The organism is Streptomyces sp. LaPpAH-108 (assembly GCF_000373625.1).
GTDB lineage: Bacteria > Actinomycetota > Actinomycetes > Streptomycetales > Streptomycetaceae > Streptomyces.
In genome coordinates this window covers 216,332-235,158 of record NZ_KB891997.1, presented here as the reverse complement: position 1 = coordinate 235,158, position 18,827 = coordinate 216,332, and the positions used below count along the sequence as shown (strand labels likewise).

Sequence of the window (18,827 nt, the reverse complement as noted above, 5' to 3'; positions counted from 1 at the left end):
TCACCAACTCTCGTATAGTGACCGCCGGTTCACCGAGACAGTCGTTTTTCCGTCAACCCACCCGACCCCCTTCGCCGTGCGCTCACCGCACCCCCTTGCCATCTGCCATCTGCCGCGAGGACCCCACCGGACCGATGACCGCGCCCACGCCATCAGGCGACCGTTCCCCCCTCCGCGTGCTCGCCGCCACGCTCGCCGCGACCGCCGCCCTCTCGGCGCTCGCGCTCGCCCTGGCGGTGTCGATCGCGCCGGACCCCGCGCGCAACGCGCTGCTGTGGTGCGGGACCGCGGCCACGGTCCTGCTCACCGCCGCCGCCACGAGCACCGCGTACGCCGTCCACGCCGGGCGTCTGCTGCACCGCCGGCTGGAGGGCGCGAGCGAGGACATCGCCCGGCTCACCCAGCAGCGCGACCGGCAGACCGAGGAGGCACGCCGGGAGCAGCAGCGGCTCATCAACGAACTCGCCGCCCAGCGGGTGGAGTTCAAGGAGGAGCGGCAGCGGCTGGAGCGGGAGGGGGCCGGTTCGCTCGACGAGCTGCGCTCCGAACTCAAGTCGGTGCGCGAGGAGTTGGCGGAGGCCCGGCGCGAGCGGGCGGCGGCGGTCTCGGCGACCTCCAACGCGGCGGCCCGCATGCAGGCCCTCGCCACCGCCACGCTGGCCGACCTGCGGGCGATGGAGGACCGGCACACCGACGAGGACGTGCTCACCGATCTGCTCCACCTCGACCACCGCACGGCCCAGGCGGGCCGCCTCGCCGACTCCATCGCCGTCCTCACCGGGGCCCGTTCGGGGCGCCGTTGGGCGCGGCCGATCGCGATGGAGTCCATCCTGCGCGGCGCGATGGGGCGTATCGGCGGCTACCGGCGGGTGCGGGTGCACTCCACCAGCGACGCCGCCGTCGCCGGGCACGCGGCCGAGGGCGTGATGCACGCGCTGGCCGAACTCCTGGACAACGCCACGAACTTCTCGCCGCCGACCGCCGAGGTCCATGTGTACGTGGAGGAGGTCCCGGCCGGGGTCATCGTGTCCGTGGAGGACAGCGGTCTGGTGATGGGCGATGTGCAGCTGCGGCGCGCGGAGCGTGCGGTCACCGGTGACGTGTCCGGGCTCGGCGGCCTCACGGGTACGCGCCTTGGGCTCGCGGTGGTGGGCCGGCTGGCCCACAAGCACGGCCTCAAGGTCTCCTTCCGGCCCTCGGCACGCGGCGGTACGGGTGTGCTGATGCTGGTCCCGCAGGACATCCTGACGAGCCCGGTCCCGCCGGAGCGGGTGCCTCCGTCGGCACTTCCGGGGGTCGTCGAGCCCGAGCCGGAGGCGTCGGACAACCTGCCGCGCCGCCGCCGGGGCCGCACCCTGGCGGAGGCCGAACGCTCCCGCGCCTCCCGCGCCGCGACCCCGGCCCCGGCTCCGGGCCCCGACCCGGCCGAGGCGAAGACGCGGGCGGCGCGCTTCACGAGTTTCCGCCAGGCCGTGCGGCCGTCCGGCGGTCCGGGGAAGGACACCTCGGCCGAGCCGTCGGGCTCCGCAGGACCGGCCACCGGCACCGGGGCGGACCGCGCCACCGGCGCCGTATCGGACGGCTCCCGCCGCGACGGCACCCCGCAGGAGCCCCCGGCCGGAACCCGCCCGCAGGGCGACAACGTGACCACGGCCGCCGACCACGCGGCCCGAACGGCCTCCCGGCTCCACCCCGGAGCACCCGGCACCCTCCCGCAGGCCGACGGCGTGACCACGGCCGCCGACCGCGCGGCCCGTACGGCCGCCGGGCCCCGCGCCGGAGCGCCCGGCACCCTCCCGCAGGGCACGTCCGACACGCCCCCGGCCGATTCCGCACCGCACACCGCCGACGCCCCCGCGACAGCGGACGCCGCACCCCCCGCCCGCGCGGAGCGCACCCCCGCGCACGACCACACCGGCGGCGCCACCCGCCGTACCCGCGCCCGCGCCACCGCGGACGACTCCCCCGGCGACAACGGCAACGGCGGCAGCCCGGCCCACGGCCACCCGGCGGACGCCCCCGGCGACGCCCGCGCGGCCGGACACGCCGACGCGGCGGCCCCCGGCACCGAATCCCCCGGCGGCGCCTCACCCGCCGCCTCTTCCTCCTCGTCCGAGCACCACCCCACGCACCCGGAAGGCCCCACTTCATGACCGGCCCGACCACCGCCGACGACAAGCTGACCTGGCTCCTGGAGGGGCTGCTGGAGAGGACGCCGGGCGCGAAGCACGCGCTCGTGCTGTCCCGGGACGGGCTGAAGCTGTGCCGCTCGCCCGAGCTGTCCGTCGACCAGGCCGACCAGCTCGCCGCGATCGCCGCGGGCATCCAGTCCCTGTCGCAGGGCGCGTCCGTGGAGTTCGGGGACGGCAGCGGCGGGGTGCGCTCGGCGATGACCGAGTTCTACGGCGGTGTGCTGTTCATCGTCGAGGCGGGCTCGGGAGCCCATCTGGCGGTGATCACCAGCGACGACGCGGACCCCGGGGTCGTGGGCCACACCATGAGCGAACTCGTGGAGCAGATCGGTGAGCACCTGACCGCTCCGCCCCGTTCCTCATGAGCCGTCCCGGCAGGGACGACGCCCCGGACCGTCTCTACACGATCACGCAGGGACGTGTGGGCCCCGCTCCCGACAACCCGTTCGACCTGGTCACGCTGGTCGTCGCCGAGTCGGCGCCCACGCCCGGTATGCAGTCGGAGCACGTGGCGATCCTGCGGATGACCGAGTTCCCCGCCTCGGTCGTCGAGATCGCCGCCGAGCTGCGGCTGCCCGTCGGCATCACCAAGGTGCTCCTCGGCGACCTGCTGGCCCAGGGGCGCGTCAGCGCACGCCATCCGCACCGGCCGGCCATCACCGACCCCGACATCCTGGAGCAGGTGCTCGTTGGACTCCGCAATCTCTGACGCGCGCACCCCGTTGGGTGCCTCCGCCGACAACGGTCTGAAGATCGTCGTCGTGGGCGGCTTCGGCGTCGGCAAGACCACCCTGGTCCGCTCGGTCAGCGAGATCCGTCCCCTCAACACCGAGGAGACGATGACGCAGGCCGGTGCGTCGGTGGACGACATCGAGCAGGTGCGCGGCAAGTCCGCGACGACCGTCGCCTTCGACTTCGGCCGCATCACCCTGGACGCGCGCAATGTGCTGTACCTGTTCGGGGCGCCGGGCCAGGAGCGGTTCTGGTTCCTGTGGGACCGGCTGTTCTCCGGCACCCTGGGCGCGGTGGTCCTGGTGGACACCCGGCGCATCGACGACTCCTGGTACGCCATCGACCGTCTGGAACACCACGGCACGCCGTTCATCGTGGCCTGCAACGACTTCGGCGGCCCGGTGCGCGCCTCCGAGGAGGTGCGTGCCGCCCTGGACCTCGATCCGGAGATCCCGCTGATCGACTGCGACGCCCGTGACCGCGAGTCGGCCAAGCGGGTACTGATCACCCTGGTCGAGCATGTGCGCAGTCAGTACGCCGTGGCCGCAGGGCCGTTGACGACCACGGAGGTGGTGTGATGGCCGACGCCGTGCCCCTCGGCGGACCCCGGTTCCAGACCGAACCGGCCCGTCTGTACCGGGAGATGCGCCGCGACCACGGCTCCGTGGTGCCGGTGCTGCTCGACGGGGACCTGCCCGCGTGGCTGGTCCTCGGCTACCGCGAGCTGCATCAGGTCACCGGCGATCCGGTGCTGTTCAGCCGCGACTCCGAGCTGTGGAACCAGTGGGAGAACGTGCCGGACGACTGGCCGCTGCTCCCGATGATCGGCCACCGCCAGCCGTCGATCCTCTACACCGTCGGCGAACGGCACCGCCAGCGCGCCGCGATGGTCAGCAACGCGCTCGAGTCGGTGGACCCCTTCGAACTGCGGGGCCAGGCCGAGCGGTTCGCGGACGAGCTGATCGACGCGCTGTGCTCCTCGGGCGAGGCGGACCTGGTGGGCCAGTACGCCGGGCTGCTGCCCGTACGGGTGCTGGCGCATCTGTACGGCTTCCCGGACGAGGACGGTCCGGGGCTCGTCACCGCGCTCAACGACATGATCGACGGCCGGGAGCGGGCGCTCGCGGGCCAGGCCCATCTGGCGTCCTCCATGGCCCGGTTGGTGGCCGAGCGGGCCAAGGAGCCCGCCGACGACGTGGTGTCGCACATGCTCGCCGACGGCAGCGGGTTCACCGAGGAGGAGCTGGTCCAGGACCTGATGGTCATGATGGCGGCGGGCCACCAGCCGACCGCCGACTGGATCGGCAACTCGCTGCGGCTGATGCTGACCGACGAGCGGTTCGCCGCCTCGCTGTTCGGTGGCCGCAACAGCGTCGCCGAGGCGATGAACGAGGTGCTGTGGGAGGACACCCCTACCCAGAACGTGGCCGGGCGCTGGGCGGCCCGCGACACCCATCTGGGCGGGCGGCGCATCCGGGCGGGCGATCTGCTGCTGCTCGGTCTCCAGGGCGCCAACTCCGATCCCCAGGTGCGCACCGACGCCTCCGCGCTGACCGGTGGCAACAACGCGCACTTCTCCTTCGGGCACGGCGAGCACCGCTGCCCGTTCCCCGCGCAGGAGATCGCCGAGGTGATCGCGCGCACCGGGATCGAGGTGGTCCTCGACCGGCTGCCGGACATCGATCTGGCGGTGCCCGCCGAGTCCCTGACCCGCAGGCCCTCGCCCTGGCTGCGCGGGCTGACCGAGCTGCCCGTCCGGTTCACGCCCGTACCCGCCCTCTGATCTCGCGTCACCCCGGCCGCAGGAGACCCCTCCGGCCGGGTCCGGGGCCGCCCCCGGCGCGACGCGCAGTACTCCGACCCCTGCCTGGGAGGCATGTCACGATGACGACCGGTACCGCGACGTCCCCGATCGCCCTCGATCCCTTCGTCACCGACCTGGACGGCGAGAGCGCGGCCCTGCGCGCGGCCGGTCCGCTCGCCGCCGTGGAGCTGCCCGGCGGTGTGCCGGTGTGGGCGGTCACGCGCCACGCCGAGGCCAAGGCGCTGCTCACCGACCCGCGTCTGGTGAAGGACATCAACGTGTGGAGCGCCTGGCGGCGCGGTGAGATCCCGGCCGACTGGCCGCTGATCGGCCTGGCCAACCCGGGCCGCTCCATGCTCACCGTGGACGGCGCCGACCACCGCAGGATGCGCACGCTGGTCGCGCAGGCGCTCACCCCGCGCCGGGTGGAGCTGATGCGCGAGCGCATCGAGAAGCTGACCCAGGGCCTCCTGGACGCGCTGCCCGCCGACGGCGGGACGGTGGACCTCAAGGCCGCGTTCGCCTACCCGCTGCCGATGTACGTCGTCGCCGACCTCATGGGCATCGACACCGCCGAACTCCCGCGCCTGAAGGTGCTGTTCGAGAAGTTCTTCTCCACCCAGACCCCGCCCGCGGAGGTCCTCGCGACCCTCACCGAGCTGGCCAGGATCATGGCGGCCACCGTGGCGGCGAAACGCGCCGAGCCGGGCGACGACCTCACCAGCGCGCTGATCCGCGCCTCGGCGGACGGCGACCATCTCACCGACGAGGAGATCGTCTCCACCCTCCAGCTGATGGTGGCCGCCGGTCACGAGACCACGATCTCGCTGATCGTCAACGCGGTCGTCAACCTCTCCACCCACCCCGACCAGCGCGCCCTGGTCCTGTCCGGCGAGGCCGACTGGTCCGCGGTCGTCGAGGAGACCCTGCGCTGGTCCACCCCTACCTCGCACGTGCTGATCCGCTTCGCCACCGAGGACGTGCCGGTCGGCGACAAGGTCATCCCGGCGGGCGACGCGCTGATCGTGTCGTACGGCGCGATCGGCCGCGACGAGGAGGCGCACGGGCCGAGCGCCGGGGAGTTCGACATCACCCGCGAGACGAAGAACCGGCACATCTCCTTCGGCCACGGCCCGCACGTGTGCCCCGGCGCGGCGCTCTCCCGCCTGGAGGCGGGGGTCGCCCTGCCCGCGCTCTACGCCCGCTTCCCCCACCTCGACCTCGCGGTCCCGGCCGCCGACCTGCGCAACAAGCCGGTGGTCACCCAGAACGACCTCTTCGAGCTGCCGGTGCGCCTGAACGGCTGACGCGCGCCGACTCGCGCTGACTCGCGCTTCTGAACGGCCGACTTGCGCTGGAGCGCACTCCAGCACCTAGCGTCGTGACCACCCGGCGCGGTACGGCCCGCCGCCCGCCCGGCGTCCCCCTCACGGGATGCCGGGCGGGCGGATCCGTCGCTAGATGGAGAAGGGGGTTCGTGCCGTACGGGGACCACGATCGAGTGCGGGAAAGGCTGGACCATGCGACAGCGCAATCTGCGGGATCTGACGGTTTCGAGTATCGGCCTCGGATGTATGGGAATGTCCGCGTTCTACGGCACGGCCGACGAGAAGGAGGGCATCGCCACCATCCACCGCGCCCGGGAACTGGGCATCGACTTCCTCGACACCGCCCAGATGTACGGGCCGCTCACCAACGAGTCGCTGGTCGGCGAGGCGATCCGGGGCCACCGCGACGACTATGTGCTCGCCACGAAGTTCAACTACCGGATGGACGACGCCGTACCCGGCGACATGTCCTCCGTCGGCCCCCAGGACGGCTCGGCCGAGCACGTGCACAGCTCGGTGCGCGGCTCCCTGGAGCGCCTGGGCACCGACCACATCGACCTGTACTACCAGCACCGGGTCGACCCGAACGTCCCCATCGAGGAGACGGTCGGCGCGCTGGCGGAGCTGGTCGCGGACGGCACGATCGGGCACATCGGGCTGAGCGAGGCGAGCGCGGAGACGCTGCGCCGGGCCAACGCCGTCCACCCGATCACGGCTGTACAGAGCGAGTACTCCCTGTGGTCCCGGGACGTGGAGGCGGAGGTGCTGCCTGCCTGCCGCGAGCTGGGCATCGGCTTCGTCGCGTACTCCCCCCTCGGCCGCGGCTTCCTCGCCGGCCGCTTCTCCTCCCCCGACGAGCTGGACCCGAGCGACTGGCGCCGCCAGAACCCCCGCTTCACCGACGCCCACCTCGCCGCGAACCTCCGCCTGGCCGCCAAGGTCAAGGAGATCGCCGAGGAGAAGAACGTCACCCCCGCCCAGCTCGCCCTCGCCTGGGTCCTGGCCCAGGGCGACTTCATCGTCCCCATCCCCGGCACCAAGCGCCGCTCCTACCTCGAACAGAACGCCGCCGCCGTAGACATCGTCCTCACCCCCGAGGACCTGGCGCGCATCGACGCGGAACTCCCCGAGGCTTCGGGCGAACGCTACGACGAGGAGGGCATGCGCTCGGTCAACCGCTGACCCGACGCAGGCTCTACGAGGCGAACCACCGGTACCAGCGCGCCCCGTCGAACCGCAGCGTCCGCACCCGGCCGCCCGCGCTGACGCGCAGCAGGTACTGGCGGTAGTCCTCGGGGAACTCCACGCCGAACTGTTCCTCGGCCCGGCGCAGCTGTGTCTCGCTCAGGACGTCCGGAAGCTCCTGTCCGCCGAGGCCCGTACCGTGCCGCGCGTAGAGGGCGATGGTCCGCTCGTGGATGTCGCCCCAGTTCACCGCCCCCATGCCCGGCACGATAGCCGACGGCGGTCGGGCCAGGTGAGGGGCCCCTCGGGCGGCGTGCGACGACATGCCGGTGGGCGGCTTCTGGCGCACTCTGGGGGAATGAGGTCGGGTGGGTGGGCCGTGGGGCCGCGGTGGGCGTTGCGTTCGGCGCATGCGCTGCTGCTGTTGCCGGTCGCGCTGATCGTGGTGATCACGGTGGTGGATCTGCGGGTGCCGACGGACATACATCTGGGTCCTGCGCTGGTGATCGCTCCGGCGCTGACGCCGTCGCTGGCCGGGCCCCGGACCACCGCGTTCGTGGGGGCCCTCGCGCTCGCCGCGCAGGCGCTCATCGGATTCCAGCACGGCGGCATCGGCACCACGAACCACATCGTGCAGCTCGTCACCCTGGCGGTGCTGTGCGCGATCCTGGTCGTCTACAGCGTCGTACGCGAGCGGCGCAAGGCGCAGCTGGCGCAGGTCCGCAGTGTGGCCGAGGCGGCGCAGCACGTGCTGATGTGGCCGTTGCCCGAGCAGATCGGTCCGCTGCGGATCGCGTCGTTGTATCTCGCGGCCGAGGACGAGGCGCAGATAGGCGGTGATCTGTACGCGGTGACGCCGGGCGAGGGGGCGGTACGGGTGCTGATCGGGGACGTACGGGGCAAGGGGCTTCCGGCGATCGGTGAGGCCGCGCTGCTGCTCGGCGCGTTCCGGGAGAGCGCGCACCGGCACATGCCGCTCGGGGAGCTGGCGACCGCGCTGGACCGGAGCATCACGCGGTACGCCGCCGAGCTGGACACCCCGGAGGAGGCGGGCGAGCGGTTCGCCACGGCCCTCCTCGTGGAGATCCCGGAGGGGGACGCGATCACCCTGATGACCAGCTGCGGCCACCCTCCCCCGCTGCTGCTGAGCCCCGGCCACCACGTCACCGTCCCGAGCCTGCATCCCTCCCCGCCCCTCGGCGTCCACGGCGACGCCGACCACACGGTGGACGCGTTCGCGCTCGCCCCCGGCGACACCCTTCTCCTCTATACGGACGGCGTGATCGAGGCCCGCGACGCCCAGGGCCGCTTCTACCCCCTGGCCGACCGCGTCGCCCGCTGGACCGACGACACCCCGGAAGCCCTGATGCACCATCTGCGCCGCGACCTCCTCGCCCACGTGGGCGGCCGTCTCGGTGACGACGCCGCCCTCGTCGCCGTACACCGGGCCCCTGCCGACCAGCACCGGCATCACCACGGGTGGGCATCCCACAGATGACCGGCGCCGCCTCTTCGGGGACCGGGCAGACCGCCTGTTCGAGATCCCTGCACACCCCGCTGCGGGACTTCCTGCGCACCGAGACCGGCAGCGCGCTCGTGCTGGTGGTGGCCGTGCTCGGCGCGCTGGTGTGGGCCGCTCTCGCGCCGGGTGTGTACGAGGACGCCTGGACGACGCGGCTGTCGGTCAGCGCGGGCTCCGCCGGGCTCGGTCTGGACCTGCGCGGCTGGATCAACAGCGGTCTGATGGCGCTGTTCTTCTTCGTGGTCGGCCTGGAGGCGCGCCGCGAGTTCGACATGGGCGAGCTGCGCGAGCGCCGCCGGGTCGCGCTGCCCCTGGCCGCGGGCCTGACCGGGATGCTCGTCCCCGTCCTGATCTTCCTGGCCTTCGCGGGCCGGGACGGCGCCGGGTACGGGTGGGGCGCGGCGATGTCCACGGACACCGCGTTCGCCCTCGGGACGCTGGCCCTGCTGGGCAGGCGGCTGCCGTCGGCGCTGCGCACCTTCCTGCTGACCGTGTCCGTGGTCGACGACTTCGTGGCCCTCGCGGTCATCGCCTTCGCCTACAGCGGCAGCATCTCCTGGCCCGCGCTGCTCGCCGCCGCGGCCGTCTTCGCGGTGGCGCTGTTCCTGCGCCGGGTCGGCGTCCGCAACGGCGCGGTGTACGCGGTGGCGGCGGCCGGTGTCTGGGTGGCGCTGCTGGAGTCGGGCATCGATCCCGTCGTCACCGGTCTGGCGTTCGGGCTGCTCACCTACGCCTACCCGGCCTCGCGCAGCGAACTGGAGCGGGCCACCGGCCTGTTCCGGCTCTTCCGGGAGCAGCCGACTCCTGAGCTGGAGCGGAATCTGCGCCAGGGCCTGGCCGCCGCGATCTCGCCGAACGGGCGGCTCCAGCAGCTGTTCCACCCGTGGACCAGCTATGTCGTCGTGCCCCTGTTCGCCCTGGCCAACGCCGGTGTCCACGTCAGCTGGTCCGGGCTCGTCCACAGCCTCGGCTCACCGGTCACCCTGGGCATCCTGGTCGCCTATGTCGTGGGCAAGCCGCTGGGCATCTTCGTGGCCGAGTTCGTCACCACCCGGGTGAGCCGCGGGCGGCTGCGCCCGCAGGTCGGCTGGGGTTCGGTCCTCGCGGGCGGCACGGCGGCCGGGGTCGGCTTCACCGTCTCCCTGCTGATCGCCACGCTCGCCTTCGACGGCGAGGAGCTGACCCAGGCCAAGGTCGGCGTCCTGGCCACCGTGCCGGTCTCCCTCGTGCTGACCTGGGTGGTCACCGGTCTCGTCCACACACTGCCGCGCCTCGGCCGCTCGCGGGCGCTGCTGGGGACGGCCCAGGGCATCACCGACCTCGCCGTGCCCGTGGACCGGGACCGCGACCATGTGCGCGGCCCGCTCGACGCCCCGGTCACCGTGGTGGAGTACGGCGACTTCGAGTGCCCGTACTGCGGCCAGGCCGAGCCCGCCCTGCGCGATCTGCTCGCGGACGTCGACGACGTCAGTTACGTATGGCGCCATCTGCCGCTGCACGACGTGCATCCCCATGCCCAGCTGGCCGCCGAGGCCACGGAGGCGGCGGACCGGCAGGACGCCTTCTGGCCGATGCACGACGTCCTCCTCACCCACCAGGGCGCCCTGCGCATCTCGGACCTGCTGCGCTACGCCGAGGAGCTGGGCCTGGACACCGCCCGCTTCGAACGGGACCTGCGCGCCCACGCGGGAGCCGCCCGGGTGGCCGAGGACGTCGAGTCGGCCGACCTCAGCGGGGTCGCCGGGACACCGACCTTCTTCGTCAACGGGCGGCTGTACCGCGGTTCCTACGATCTGAGCGGGCTCGCCGAGGCGGTGCGCAGCGCCCGGGAGCGTGCCGCCGTCAGCGCACCTGCTTCAGGTCGGTGATCTTGCGGGACGTGAGGTCCGACTGGACGTCGATCCGGGTGACCTCGGGGTGCTTGCCGTCGCTCCAGGTCAGCGTGACGCGGGTGGTGGCGTGGCCCATGCCCGAGCCGGAGTAGGCGGCCTTCCACTTCACGGGGACGTTCTGGGCGAAGAGGATGCCGTCGGCGTGGTTCTTGCGCTCCCAGGCGGCGACCTTCTTGCGGGCCGGGGCCGAGAGGTAGAAGTTCCGCAGGGCCTTGGCGTCGGCGGCACTCGCCGGGTCCTCGCCGTCCCAGATCGCGTCGATGTAGGCGCCGTAGAAGTCGGCCACGCGCTGGGTGACGTTGCGGGGGTCGCCCTGGACGCTCGTGACCGCGGCGGGGCGGGCGGCAGGGGCGGTGGTGGTGTGGGGCGTCGTACGGGCCGTGCCCGCCAGGGCCGGGGTCACGGCGGCCAGGACGAGGCCCGCGCCGAGGGCGACGGTGGTCAGCGGTGTCATGCGGTTGCGGAAGGACATGTGCCTGTTCACCCGTTTTCTACCCGGCCGGGCCGTTCCCGGCCGTTGACGGACCGTAAGAGCGCGATTGTCGCCCCGTGGTTCCCGGTTCCCGTCCCCTTTTACGGTGATTTTCCCGGCCGGGAGGCGGGCTTCCCGTCAGTCGGCGGCCGTGAACGCCAGCACCGCGTTCTGGCCGCCGAAGCCGAACGAGCTGCTGATGGCCGCGCGCATCTCCTGCGGGCGGGGCGCCTTGGCGACGACGTCCAGGTCGATCGCCGGGTCCTGGGTGTGCAGATTGGCGGTCGGCGGGATGAGCTGGTGGCGCAGGGTCAGGACGGTGCAGGCGGCCTCGATGGCGCCCGCGCCGCCGATGGCGTGGCCGATGGTGCCCTTGACGGCGGTGACGGGCGGCGGCTGCCGGAAGACCTGGCGCAGGGCGTTGTGTTCGGCGAGGTCGCCCTGGGGGGTGGAGGTGCCGTGGGCGTTGACGTGGTCGACGTCCTCGGGGGCGAGTCCGGCGTCCGTGAGGGCGGCCCGGATGGCGCGGGCGGCGCCGTCGCCGCCGGGGTGCGGGGCGGTGAAGTGGTGGGCGTCGCAGGAGGCGCCGAAGCCGGAGACGTAGGCGGCGGGGCGGCTGCCCCGGGCGCGGGCGTCCTCGGTGCGCTCCAGGACGAGGACGGCGGCGCCCTCGCCGAGGACGAAGCCGTCGCGGTCGCGGTCGAAGGGGCGGGACGCCTCGTGCGGGGCCCCGGTGCGGCGGGACAGCGCGCGCATCTGGGCGAAACAGGCGGCGGTCATGGGGAGTCGGGCCGATTCGCTGCCCCCGGCCAGGACCAGGTCGCAGGCGCCGGAGAGCAGCCAGTCGCGGGCGAGCCCGATGGCGCTGGTGCCGGAGGCGCAGGCGGTGCTGACGACCATGTTGGGGCCGGTGACGCCGAGGTCGAGCGCGATCTCGGCGGCGGCCATGTTGGGCACGCTGCGTGGCAGTGCGAGCGGCGAGACCCGGTCGGGCACCTGGTCCGCGAGCCGGTCGAACTCGGCCTGCCAGCCCTGCATGGAGCCGGTGCCGACTCCCATGACGACGCCGACCCGGGCGGCCTCCCAGCCGTCGGGGCCGGTCCGGGCGTCGGCCACGGCCTCGCGCGCGGCGAGCAGCGCGAAGGTGGTGAAGCGGTCGAGGCGGCGGCTGAGCCGGTGGCCGAGCAGTCCGGCCGCATCGAGGTCGGGCACCCGGCAGGAGAACGCCACCGGCAGCCCGTCCAGGCCCGGGTCGGCGGTCGCCGTGGAGAGCCCGGCGCACAGGCCCTCCCAGGCGGCGTCCCTGCCGACTCCGGCCGGCGTGACCAGTCCGAGTCCGGTGACGGCCACGGGGGGACGCCGGTTCATGTCACCTGATTTCACGAGCTGCATGTGCCGTGATTATGGGGGCCCGTGGCGCCCGGGCCGCCGCGCCACACTCGTTCGGCCGAGGACCGCGCCCGCTACCACCCGTATGCGCGAACGCGGCGCGGGCGGTGCCGCTCGGGCGAGGACACTCAGGCGAGGGCGGTCAGGCGATGCCGTCGTACGACCGGGGTCCGGCGGCGGGCGGCCGTCCGGCCAGGCCGCTCGACCGTCCCGCGCGTCCGCTCGACCGTCCCGTACGGCCGCTCGGTACGGCGTCCGTTCTCAGGTGCGCGGTGAGCAACACGGCTGCCGCCGCCCGGAGTTGACCGGCCGCCCGGCGGCAGGCCGCCGCCTGCCGGGTCAGGGCGGGGCGGGTGTGCGCGGGGGCGGCGGAACAGGCGGACAGGGCTTGGGCGGTGGCGACGAGACGGCGGGCGTAGCCGTCCATCAGCTCGGCGTCGGCGCGCAACCCGGCCGCCCGGTCGAGGAGTTCGGCGGCGCGTGGCGTCGTACGGGGGGACTCGGTCACCATGGCTGCTCCCGGTCGCGTGGGTCGGTCACGTGGGTCGGTCGCGTCTTCGTCGTCGGCGGGGTCAGCGGGGCAGCACCGCCCCCGCGCTGCGGTGGACCATGGACTGCGGGCAGGACAGCACGAACAGGGGCCGCGCGCCGTCGGCGCCGAGCTTGCGCAGCTGCCCGGACATGGGTTCGGCGGCGGAGGTGTCCAGGTGCAGCCGCACACCCGTCCCGAGGTGCAGCCGGGGGCGTCCGCTGGTGCGGACGAGGGTGCGGACGGTGCTCTCGCCGCGCCTGCCGTAGAGGACCCAGTCGGCCTCGGGGCAGCGGATGCCCGGGCCGAGGCGCCCTTCGACGGTGACGCCGATGTCCGGCGCCGCGAACCGGAGTTGACGATCCGTCAAGTCCGCTTCGGCGGCTGCGCGCAGTGCGGGCAGGCCCCAGATCTCCCGCGCGACGACCTGGGCCTCCTCGCTGGTGACGGCGAGCGAGAGGACGTACCGGCCGGTGCGGCGCAGGTCGGCGCGGCGCAGCAGATCAGTGGCGAGGTCGAGGGGGCGGGGCCGCCACAGGTCGTCGACCAGCACCGACAGGACGATCTCGGTGTACGGGCCGATGGTGGAGCTGCGGTGTTCGTACAGGGACAGCACCGCGAGCGCGCGCCGCGCCGGTGTGCTCGGCCGCATCCAGGCGACGTGGGGCAGCAGGGCGCGTACGGCCTCGGCGTCGGCCGGGAAGCACAGGTGGGCCGAGGAGGAGTCGTGGTAGCGCACCGGCATCGAGACCGGGCCCCGGGTGGTGGCGAGGGAGGTGGTGGGCAGGGTGAGGAAGGGGTGGCCGTCGGGCGGGTGGGCGCGGTTCTTCAGCCGGTACGCCTGGGTGCGCACGACGGGCCCTCGGTACGGCGCGAGCGCGCGGTCGATGTCCTCGCGTACGGCGGGGGCGGTGGTGCGCAGGTGCTCCAGGTATCCGCGCAGCGTGTGGGAGCGGGGGAATTCCCGTGCCGTACCGGCGAATTCGGCCTCGTAGCGGTGGGGGTGGGTGTCGGCGGCGGCACTGGCCCGGCCCTCGGGGGCGGGCACGATGTCGTGTTCGTCGGTGACGCGGGCGACCCAGGTGCGCGGGTCGGCGGGTTTGCCCCGGTGGGGCGGGGAGCCGACGGCGATCACATGGGTGACCCGGTAGGTGGCGCAGAACTCGGGGTCCTGGGCGAGGTTGAGCAGCGCGGTGCCGCCCTCGCCGTGGCCGATCAGCGCGAGGTCGGCGCCGCGCGGGATGCCGTGGTCCCCGACGGCGGGCAACAGGGCCCGGGTGTACGGCGAGTCGGGGGTGAACTGCTCGTGCCAGGCGCCGAGCACGTCGGGCGGCGCGTCGTCGCGGGGGCGGCCGGGGGCGGTGCCGGGGGCCTGGACGACGTAGCGGACGACGCCGTCGGGGCCGCGTACGTTCTGCACGAGGACGCGTCCGGCGCAGGACAGCGTCTCGATGTTGCGCAGGAAGCCGAGGAAGGAGCCCTCGGTGGCGATGGTCTGCCGTTCCTGGTCGGTGAGGACGGTGCCCTCGGCCGCCGCGGCGCCGGGCCCGCTCGCCGGTCCGCCCTCCGCGTCGCCCGCGCGGTCCTCCGGTTCGGCGTCCAACAGGGCGCGCACGGGCAGCAGTTCGGCCATCAGGGCGGTGAGTCCGGCCAGGGAGCGCTGGGCGTCCCGGTCGCGGAACAGGGCGCGCAGGGCGCGGACGGCGTCCCGGTCACGGTGGGCGGTGAGGGCGCGGCGGAGCCTGCGCACGCCCGGTTCGCGGGCGAGTTCGGGGTGGCCGGTGAGCAGGGCGGCGGTGCGCAGCCGCAGCGCGGTGACGGCCACCTTGGCGGCCAGGTTCTCGCCGCCGAGGGCCGAGGCCCCCGCGCCGAGCACGCGAGCGAGGCCCCGGGCATCGCGGGCGGGTGGGGAGCCGAGGCCCCGGCGGTCGGTCAGGGCCCGCAGGAGCGCGGCGCGGGCGGCCGGAGAGAGGCGGGTACGGCGGCGGCGCGGCGCCGAGGGGGTGGGCGCGGAGAGCGCGGCCGTGGTGCGCGCGGCCACCGCGCGTATGCCCTCGGCGGCGTCGAGCACGTCGCGTGCGGCCCGCCGCAGCAGTTCCGCGCTCTCGCGTCCGTCGTCGTGCTGTCCGCCCTTGGCGGGCCGTCCGGGTGCGTGGCCGTCCGCTCGCATCCGACGCTCCCTCGGTTCGACTGTGTACGACGGGTGCGACCGCCTCCGACGACAGGCCCTGGAGGCGGCCTCGGTCCCATCGTCGGCCAGCGTCTGCGTGCCCGCACTTCCGTCCGGGTCGCAGGTGAGACGGCGACGAGGGGCGCGGGGACGGTTCCGGAAGGCCCGTCGGACCCGCGCGGCGCCGGGCGGACGGGGCGCTCGGGCGGGTCGGCCGAGGGGGCGTCCGGCCGGTGCGGGAGGCGCACCGTATCCGAGTCGCCCGACCACTCGAACGGGTGAACCGGGGCGGTGGCGGGACCGTCCGGTCAGACCTCGGCGGACAGGGAGGCGGCCACGGTGGCGCCCAGCTCCCAGCACGCCTCCGTGTCGGTCTTCGCGGGGGTGCCGGTGACGGTCACGGTCTCGGCGACGCGGCGCCAGCCCAGGCCGGTGGTGAGGGCGTCGAGTGCGCGCAGGGCGCCGGTCACGTCGCTGCCGCCGTGGACCCAGGCGCCGAAGGGACGGCCCCGGGTCGCGTCCAGGCAGGGGTAGTAGACCTGGTCGAAGAAGTGCTTGAGGGCGCCGGACAGGTAGCCGAGGTTGGCGGGGGTGCCGAGGAGGTAGCCGTCGGCCGCCAGCACGTCGGAGGCGGTGGCGGCGAGGGCGGCGCGGCGTACGACGCGGACGCCCTCGATCTCGGGGGTCTCGGCGCCGGAGAGCACGGCCTCGAACAGTTCCTGGCAGTTCGGCGAGGGGGTGTGATGGACGATCAGCAAGGTAGGCACGTCCGGAAGCGTGCCCTGCGGGCACCGGGAGCCGCAAACGGGGTCGTTGTGGCGCACCGGCCGGGGTGCGACGATGCCGGGCAGCTGAACGGGATACGGGAGGAGCCGTCTTGGCCGAGGAAGAAGAGCGGGCACCGGCAGCCGTCGTGTTCGACGCGCTGGGTCTGGCCTACGAGGAGGCGTTCGCCACCTCCGCATCCCATCTCGCCTCGCTGGGCTGGCTGGTGGAGCGGCTGAAGCCGGGCAGCCGGGTGCTGGACGTGGGCAGCGGTACGGGCCGGCCGACCGCGCGGGTCCTGGTGGACGCGGGACATCGGGTGCTCGGCGTCGATGTCTCCCCGGTGATGGTCGAGTTGGCCGCACGGCAGGTGCCGGAGGCCGAGTTCCGGCTCGGGGACATCCGTGAACTGCCGCTCGCCGTGGGGGCGTTCGACGCGGTGTGCGTCTACTTCTCGCTGCTCCAGATGACCCGCGCCGAACAGGCCGCCGTGGTGGGCAAGTTGGCCGCAGCGCTCCGGCCGGGCGGGCTCGCCGTGCTGGCGACGGTGCCGGTCGACGTGGAGGGCGTGGACGTGACGTTCATGGGCCAGCCGGTGCGGGTGACGAGCTTCGCGGCCGGGGACTTCGCCCGGCTGGCGGCGGATTCCGGTCTTTCGGTGCTGGCGGAGGAGAACGTGATGTTCACTCCGGCACATCCGGACGGCGGGCCGGAGCCGCAGGTGTTCCTGTACTGCCGACGGGACGAGGGCTGAGACGACGACGGCGGCGGCGGTGCGGGGCTCGTCGCCCTCGCACCGCCGCCGCCTTGTCGCTACGGCTGCCGATTCCCGGTCAGTAGCGCAGGCGCCGGGCCCGCAGGAACATCACCAGGCCGGACAGGGCCAGCAGGACGCCGATCGCGGCGGGCCAGAGCTGCGCGCCGGTCTCCGCGAGGCTGCCGCCGGACGTCTGGGGCTCGGTGCCGGTGGCGGGCGGCGGCGTGGTCTGCGGAACGGCCGCCACGCCTGTGCTGTCGGTGGCCGAGACGGAGGGGGTGGCCTCGGCGGTCTCGGTGCCCTTGCTGCCAGGGGCGGTGGTGCGGTCGGCCGGGGCGGTGGTGCGGTCCGACTTCGGGGCCTGGGCCGGCTCGGTCGTCTCGGTCGGCTCGGCGGCCTTCCCGGGCTCGTCCTGCTTGCCGCCCTTGCCGTGGCCGTCGTGCTTGGTGCCGCCGGTTGGGGTGACGGTCGCGTCGGTCTGCGGCGCCTCGGCGGGGCTGCTCGCGGTGGCGTCGTCGCCGGGCTTGCCGCCGTTGTCGTTCTGGCCGTCGCCCTTGCCGTCGCCGCCCTGGTCGCCGCCCTTGTCGCCGCCGTCGTCACCGCGAGGGCCGCACGTACGGCCGGAGTTGATGCAGTCGACCATCTCGCGCATCAGGTTCTCGTCGAAGACGTTGATGAAGTCGCCGTGGTCGGTGACGGGCTTGTGCTGCTGCTCGGGGAAGGAGTCCACCGCGAACAACGGCACCGTCTTCCCCCCGTCGTTCAGGCTCGGCGCGTCCACGTCGTAGACGATGCGCTGCACCAGCTGCGGGATGGGCTCGAAGCCCTCGGGGCAGGCGCCGTCCTCACCGGCGAAGGCCACGTGGGTGCGGTGGTTGGCGCTGTCGGTGTTGCGGCCGTCCCAGCAGCTCTGGAAGCGGAAGGTGCGCACCACGTCCGAACCGGACGGGCACAGCGGGTACTTGTCCTTCAGCTGCCGGTCCTCGAACCCGGTGCAGCTCCAGGACGCGTTGGCGTTGGCCGGGCCGTTGACGAACGACTTGGCGTCACCGGTGATGATGCGCAGCAGCCGAGGCATCTCGGCGACCTTGCCACGCGGGTTGCCCTCGAAGGTGATGGTGACCTGCTTGGGCGTGACGATCTCGCCCGCGTTGCCCTCGGTGCCGCCGCCCGGGGCGCCCGCGTCCTTCTCCTGCTTGCCGTTCTGCAGACGCAGCACCGGCCAGTAGTACGTGGACTTGTCACCCTTGTCGACACAGGAGGTGTCGGCCTTGGCGAGGTCGTCGTCGCTGGCGAAGGCGGTGTTGGACTGGTTGCCGACGTAGTCGTGGAAGTGGTGGGCGCCGTTGGAGACGCCGGGGGCCACGATGACGTTGTCGGAGTTGCGCAGGCCGTTCTCGTTGACACCGCACTCGGAGGTGAACGAACCGCCGGAGGCGTCCGAACCCTTCGCCGGGTTCGGCACGTTGGGCTGTACGGACTTGATGTCGGTGTAGTCCGCCGCGACGGGTCCGTTGCCGCCCTGGCCCGGGGCCTGGCCGTTGTCCGCGGGGGGCTGGGTGGCGGCGGGCGGCGTGCTCTCGGCCGAGGCGCTGTCGCCGGGGGCGCTCTCGGCGGGGCGCATGGTGCAGGCGGCGAGCGCGTCGAGCCCCTCGGGGCGGTCCCCGGCCCGGCCGATGGCGTCGGCCACGCGGTCCAGGGTCGCCTTCCGCTTGTCCTTCAGCGGGTTCATGATCGGGCCGTCGGCGGCGGCCGGGTCCTGCCGTATCTCCGGTGCGGACTGCTGGAGTTGCTGGTAGGCGGCGGCGATCTGCTGGTCCAGCTGGGCCAGTTCGCGGTCCACGTCGGCGCGGGCCGCCTCGGGCACCTTCGTCAACTGGGTGCCCACGTCGGGGCAGTCGATCGTGGCCATACCGGCGGCCTTGACCTGTCCGGTCGCCTCCGGGCTCTGCCCGCCCCAGCCGCCTTCGGAGGCCGAGGCGTAGACGTTCGCCGCGACGAGGCCACCGCCGCCGAGCATCAGGGCCATGGCGGCGAAGGTCACACGTCGTGCGCCGGTCGGGCGTCTGCGCCTGTTGGGTTCCAAGGTC

General features: G+C 73.8%; 17 protein-coding genes. 10 read left to right on the top strand and 7 right to left on the bottom strand.

Features of this window, described 5'->3' with window-relative positions:
• Positions 1–134: 134 nt before the first annotated feature.
• From B079_RS32775 to B079_RS0125580, 7 genes are all read left to right on the top strand, one after another.
• Complete coding sequence (locus B079_RS32775) at positions 135–2,153, top strand: ATP-binding protein (RefSeq protein ID WP_018548707.1); 2,019 nt, start codon at positions 135–137, stop codon at positions 2,151–2,153.
• Positions 2,150–2,557 (top strand): roadblock/LC7 domain-containing protein, encoded by a 408-nt coding sequence (locus tag B079_RS0125605; protein ID WP_018548706.1) that lies wholly within the window; start codon positions 2,150–2,152, stop codon positions 2,555–2,557. Before B079_RS32775 ends, B079_RS0125605 begins: the two co-directional genes overlap by 4 nt.
• A complete protein-coding gene (locus tag B079_RS0125600) occupies positions 2,554–2,901 on the top strand; it encodes a DUF742 domain-containing protein (protein ID WP_018548705.1) in 348 nt (115 codons plus the stop codon). Before B079_RS0125605 ends, B079_RS0125600 begins: the two co-directional genes overlap by 4 nt.
• A complete protein-coding gene (locus B079_RS0125595; protein WP_234016866.1) occupies positions 2,882–3,502 on the top strand; it encodes a GTP-binding protein in 621 nt (206 codons plus the stop codon). The genes B079_RS0125600 and B079_RS0125595 overlap by 20 nt, the downstream gene beginning before the upstream one ends.
• Entirely contained in the window at positions 3,502–4,707 is a 1,206-nt protein-coding gene (locus tag B079_RS0125590) for a cytochrome P450 (protein ID WP_018548703.1), read from the top strand. The genes B079_RS0125595 and B079_RS0125590 overlap by 1 nt, the downstream gene beginning before the upstream one ends.
• A 101-nt stretch (positions 4,708–4,808) precedes the next feature.
• Complete coding sequence (locus B079_RS0125585; RefSeq protein ID WP_018548702.1) at positions 4,809–6,035, top strand: cytochrome P450 family protein; 1,227 nt, start codon at positions 4,809–4,811, stop codon at positions 6,033–6,035.
• A gap of 213 nt (positions 6,036–6,248) precedes the next feature.
• Positions 6,249–7,238 (top strand): aldo/keto reductase, encoded by a 990-nt coding sequence (locus B079_RS0125580; protein ID WP_026249077.1) that lies wholly within the window; start codon positions 6,249–6,251, stop codon positions 7,236–7,238.
• A gap of 13 nt (positions 7,239–7,251) precedes the next feature.
• On the opposite strand, the gene B079_RS0125575 is transcribed toward B079_RS0125580, so the two are convergent.
• Entirely contained in the window at positions 7,252–7,500 is a 249-nt protein-coding gene (locus tag B079_RS0125575) for an SMI1/KNR4 family protein (protein WP_018548700.1), read from the bottom strand.
• A gap of 99 nt (positions 7,501–7,599) precedes the next feature.
• Here B079_RS0125575 and B079_RS0125570 point away from each other — a divergent pair, with 99 nt between their 5' ends.
• Positions 7,600–8,739 carry a PP2C family protein-serine/threonine phosphatase gene (locus B079_RS0125570; protein WP_051095293.1) on the top strand — a complete coding sequence of 380 codons (1,140 nt, stop codon included), beginning with the start codon at positions 7,600–7,602 and terminating at the stop codon, positions 8,737–8,739.
• Complete coding sequence (nhaA, locus tag B079_RS0125565; RefSeq protein ID WP_018548698.1) at positions 8,736–10,631, top strand: Na+/H+ antiporter NhaA; 1,896 nt, start codon at positions 8,736–8,738, stop codon at positions 10,629–10,631. Before B079_RS0125570 ends, nhaA begins: the two co-directional genes overlap by 4 nt.
• Here nhaA and B079_RS0125560 read toward each other — a convergent pair.
• The 5 genes from B079_RS0125560 to B079_RS0125540 all read right to left on the bottom strand — a co-directional run bounded on the left by B079_RS0125560 (position 10,606) and on the right by B079_RS0125540 (position 15,982).
• Positions 10,606–11,127, bottom strand: a complete 522-nt coding sequence (locus tag B079_RS0125560; protein WP_018548697.1) for a hypothetical protein — start codon at positions 11,125–11,127, stop codon at positions 10,606–10,608. The two genes, nhaA and B079_RS0125560, sit on opposite strands and share 26 nt — an antisense overlap.
• A gap of 138 nt (positions 11,128–11,265) precedes the next feature.
• Positions 11,266–12,495 (bottom strand): beta-ketoacyl-[acyl-carrier-protein] synthase family protein, encoded by a 1,230-nt coding sequence (locus B079_RS0125555; protein WP_018548696.1) that lies wholly within the window; start codon positions 12,493–12,495, stop codon positions 11,266–11,268.
• Between the two features lie 163 nt (positions 12,496–12,658).
• The gene (locus tag B079_RS0125550; RefSeq protein ID WP_018548695.1) at positions 12,659–13,027 is read right to left on the bottom strand and encodes a hypothetical protein; all 369 of its coding nucleotides are present in this window, start codon (positions 13,025–13,027) and stop codon (positions 12,659–12,661) included.
• Between the two features lie 61 nt (positions 13,028–13,088).
• A complete protein-coding gene (locus B079_RS32770; RefSeq protein ID WP_018548694.1) occupies positions 13,089–15,215 on the bottom strand; it encodes an acetoacetate decarboxylase family protein in 2,127 nt (708 codons plus the stop codon).
• Positions 15,216–15,523: 308 nt separating this feature from the next.
• Positions 15,524–15,982 (bottom strand): flavodoxin family protein, encoded by a 459-nt coding sequence (locus tag B079_RS0125540; protein ID WP_026249076.1) that lies wholly within the window; start codon positions 15,980–15,982, stop codon positions 15,524–15,526.
• Positions 15,983–16,092: 110 nt separating this feature from the next.
• Between B079_RS0125540 and B079_RS0125535 the strand changes: the two genes are divergently transcribed.
• Complete coding sequence (locus tag B079_RS0125535) at positions 16,093–16,734, top strand: class I SAM-dependent methyltransferase (RefSeq protein ID WP_026249075.1); 642 nt, start codon at positions 16,093–16,095, stop codon at positions 16,732–16,734.
• 79 nt (positions 16,735–16,813) lie between these two features.
• Here B079_RS0125535 and B079_RS0125530 read toward each other — a convergent pair whose 3' ends face one another.
• The gene (locus B079_RS0125530; RefSeq protein ID WP_026249074.1) at positions 16,814–18,757 is read right to left on the bottom strand and encodes a DUF1996 domain-containing protein; all 1,944 of its coding nucleotides are present in this window, start codon (positions 18,755–18,757) and stop codon (positions 16,814–16,816) included.
• Positions 18,758–18,827 lie beyond the last annotated feature (70 nt).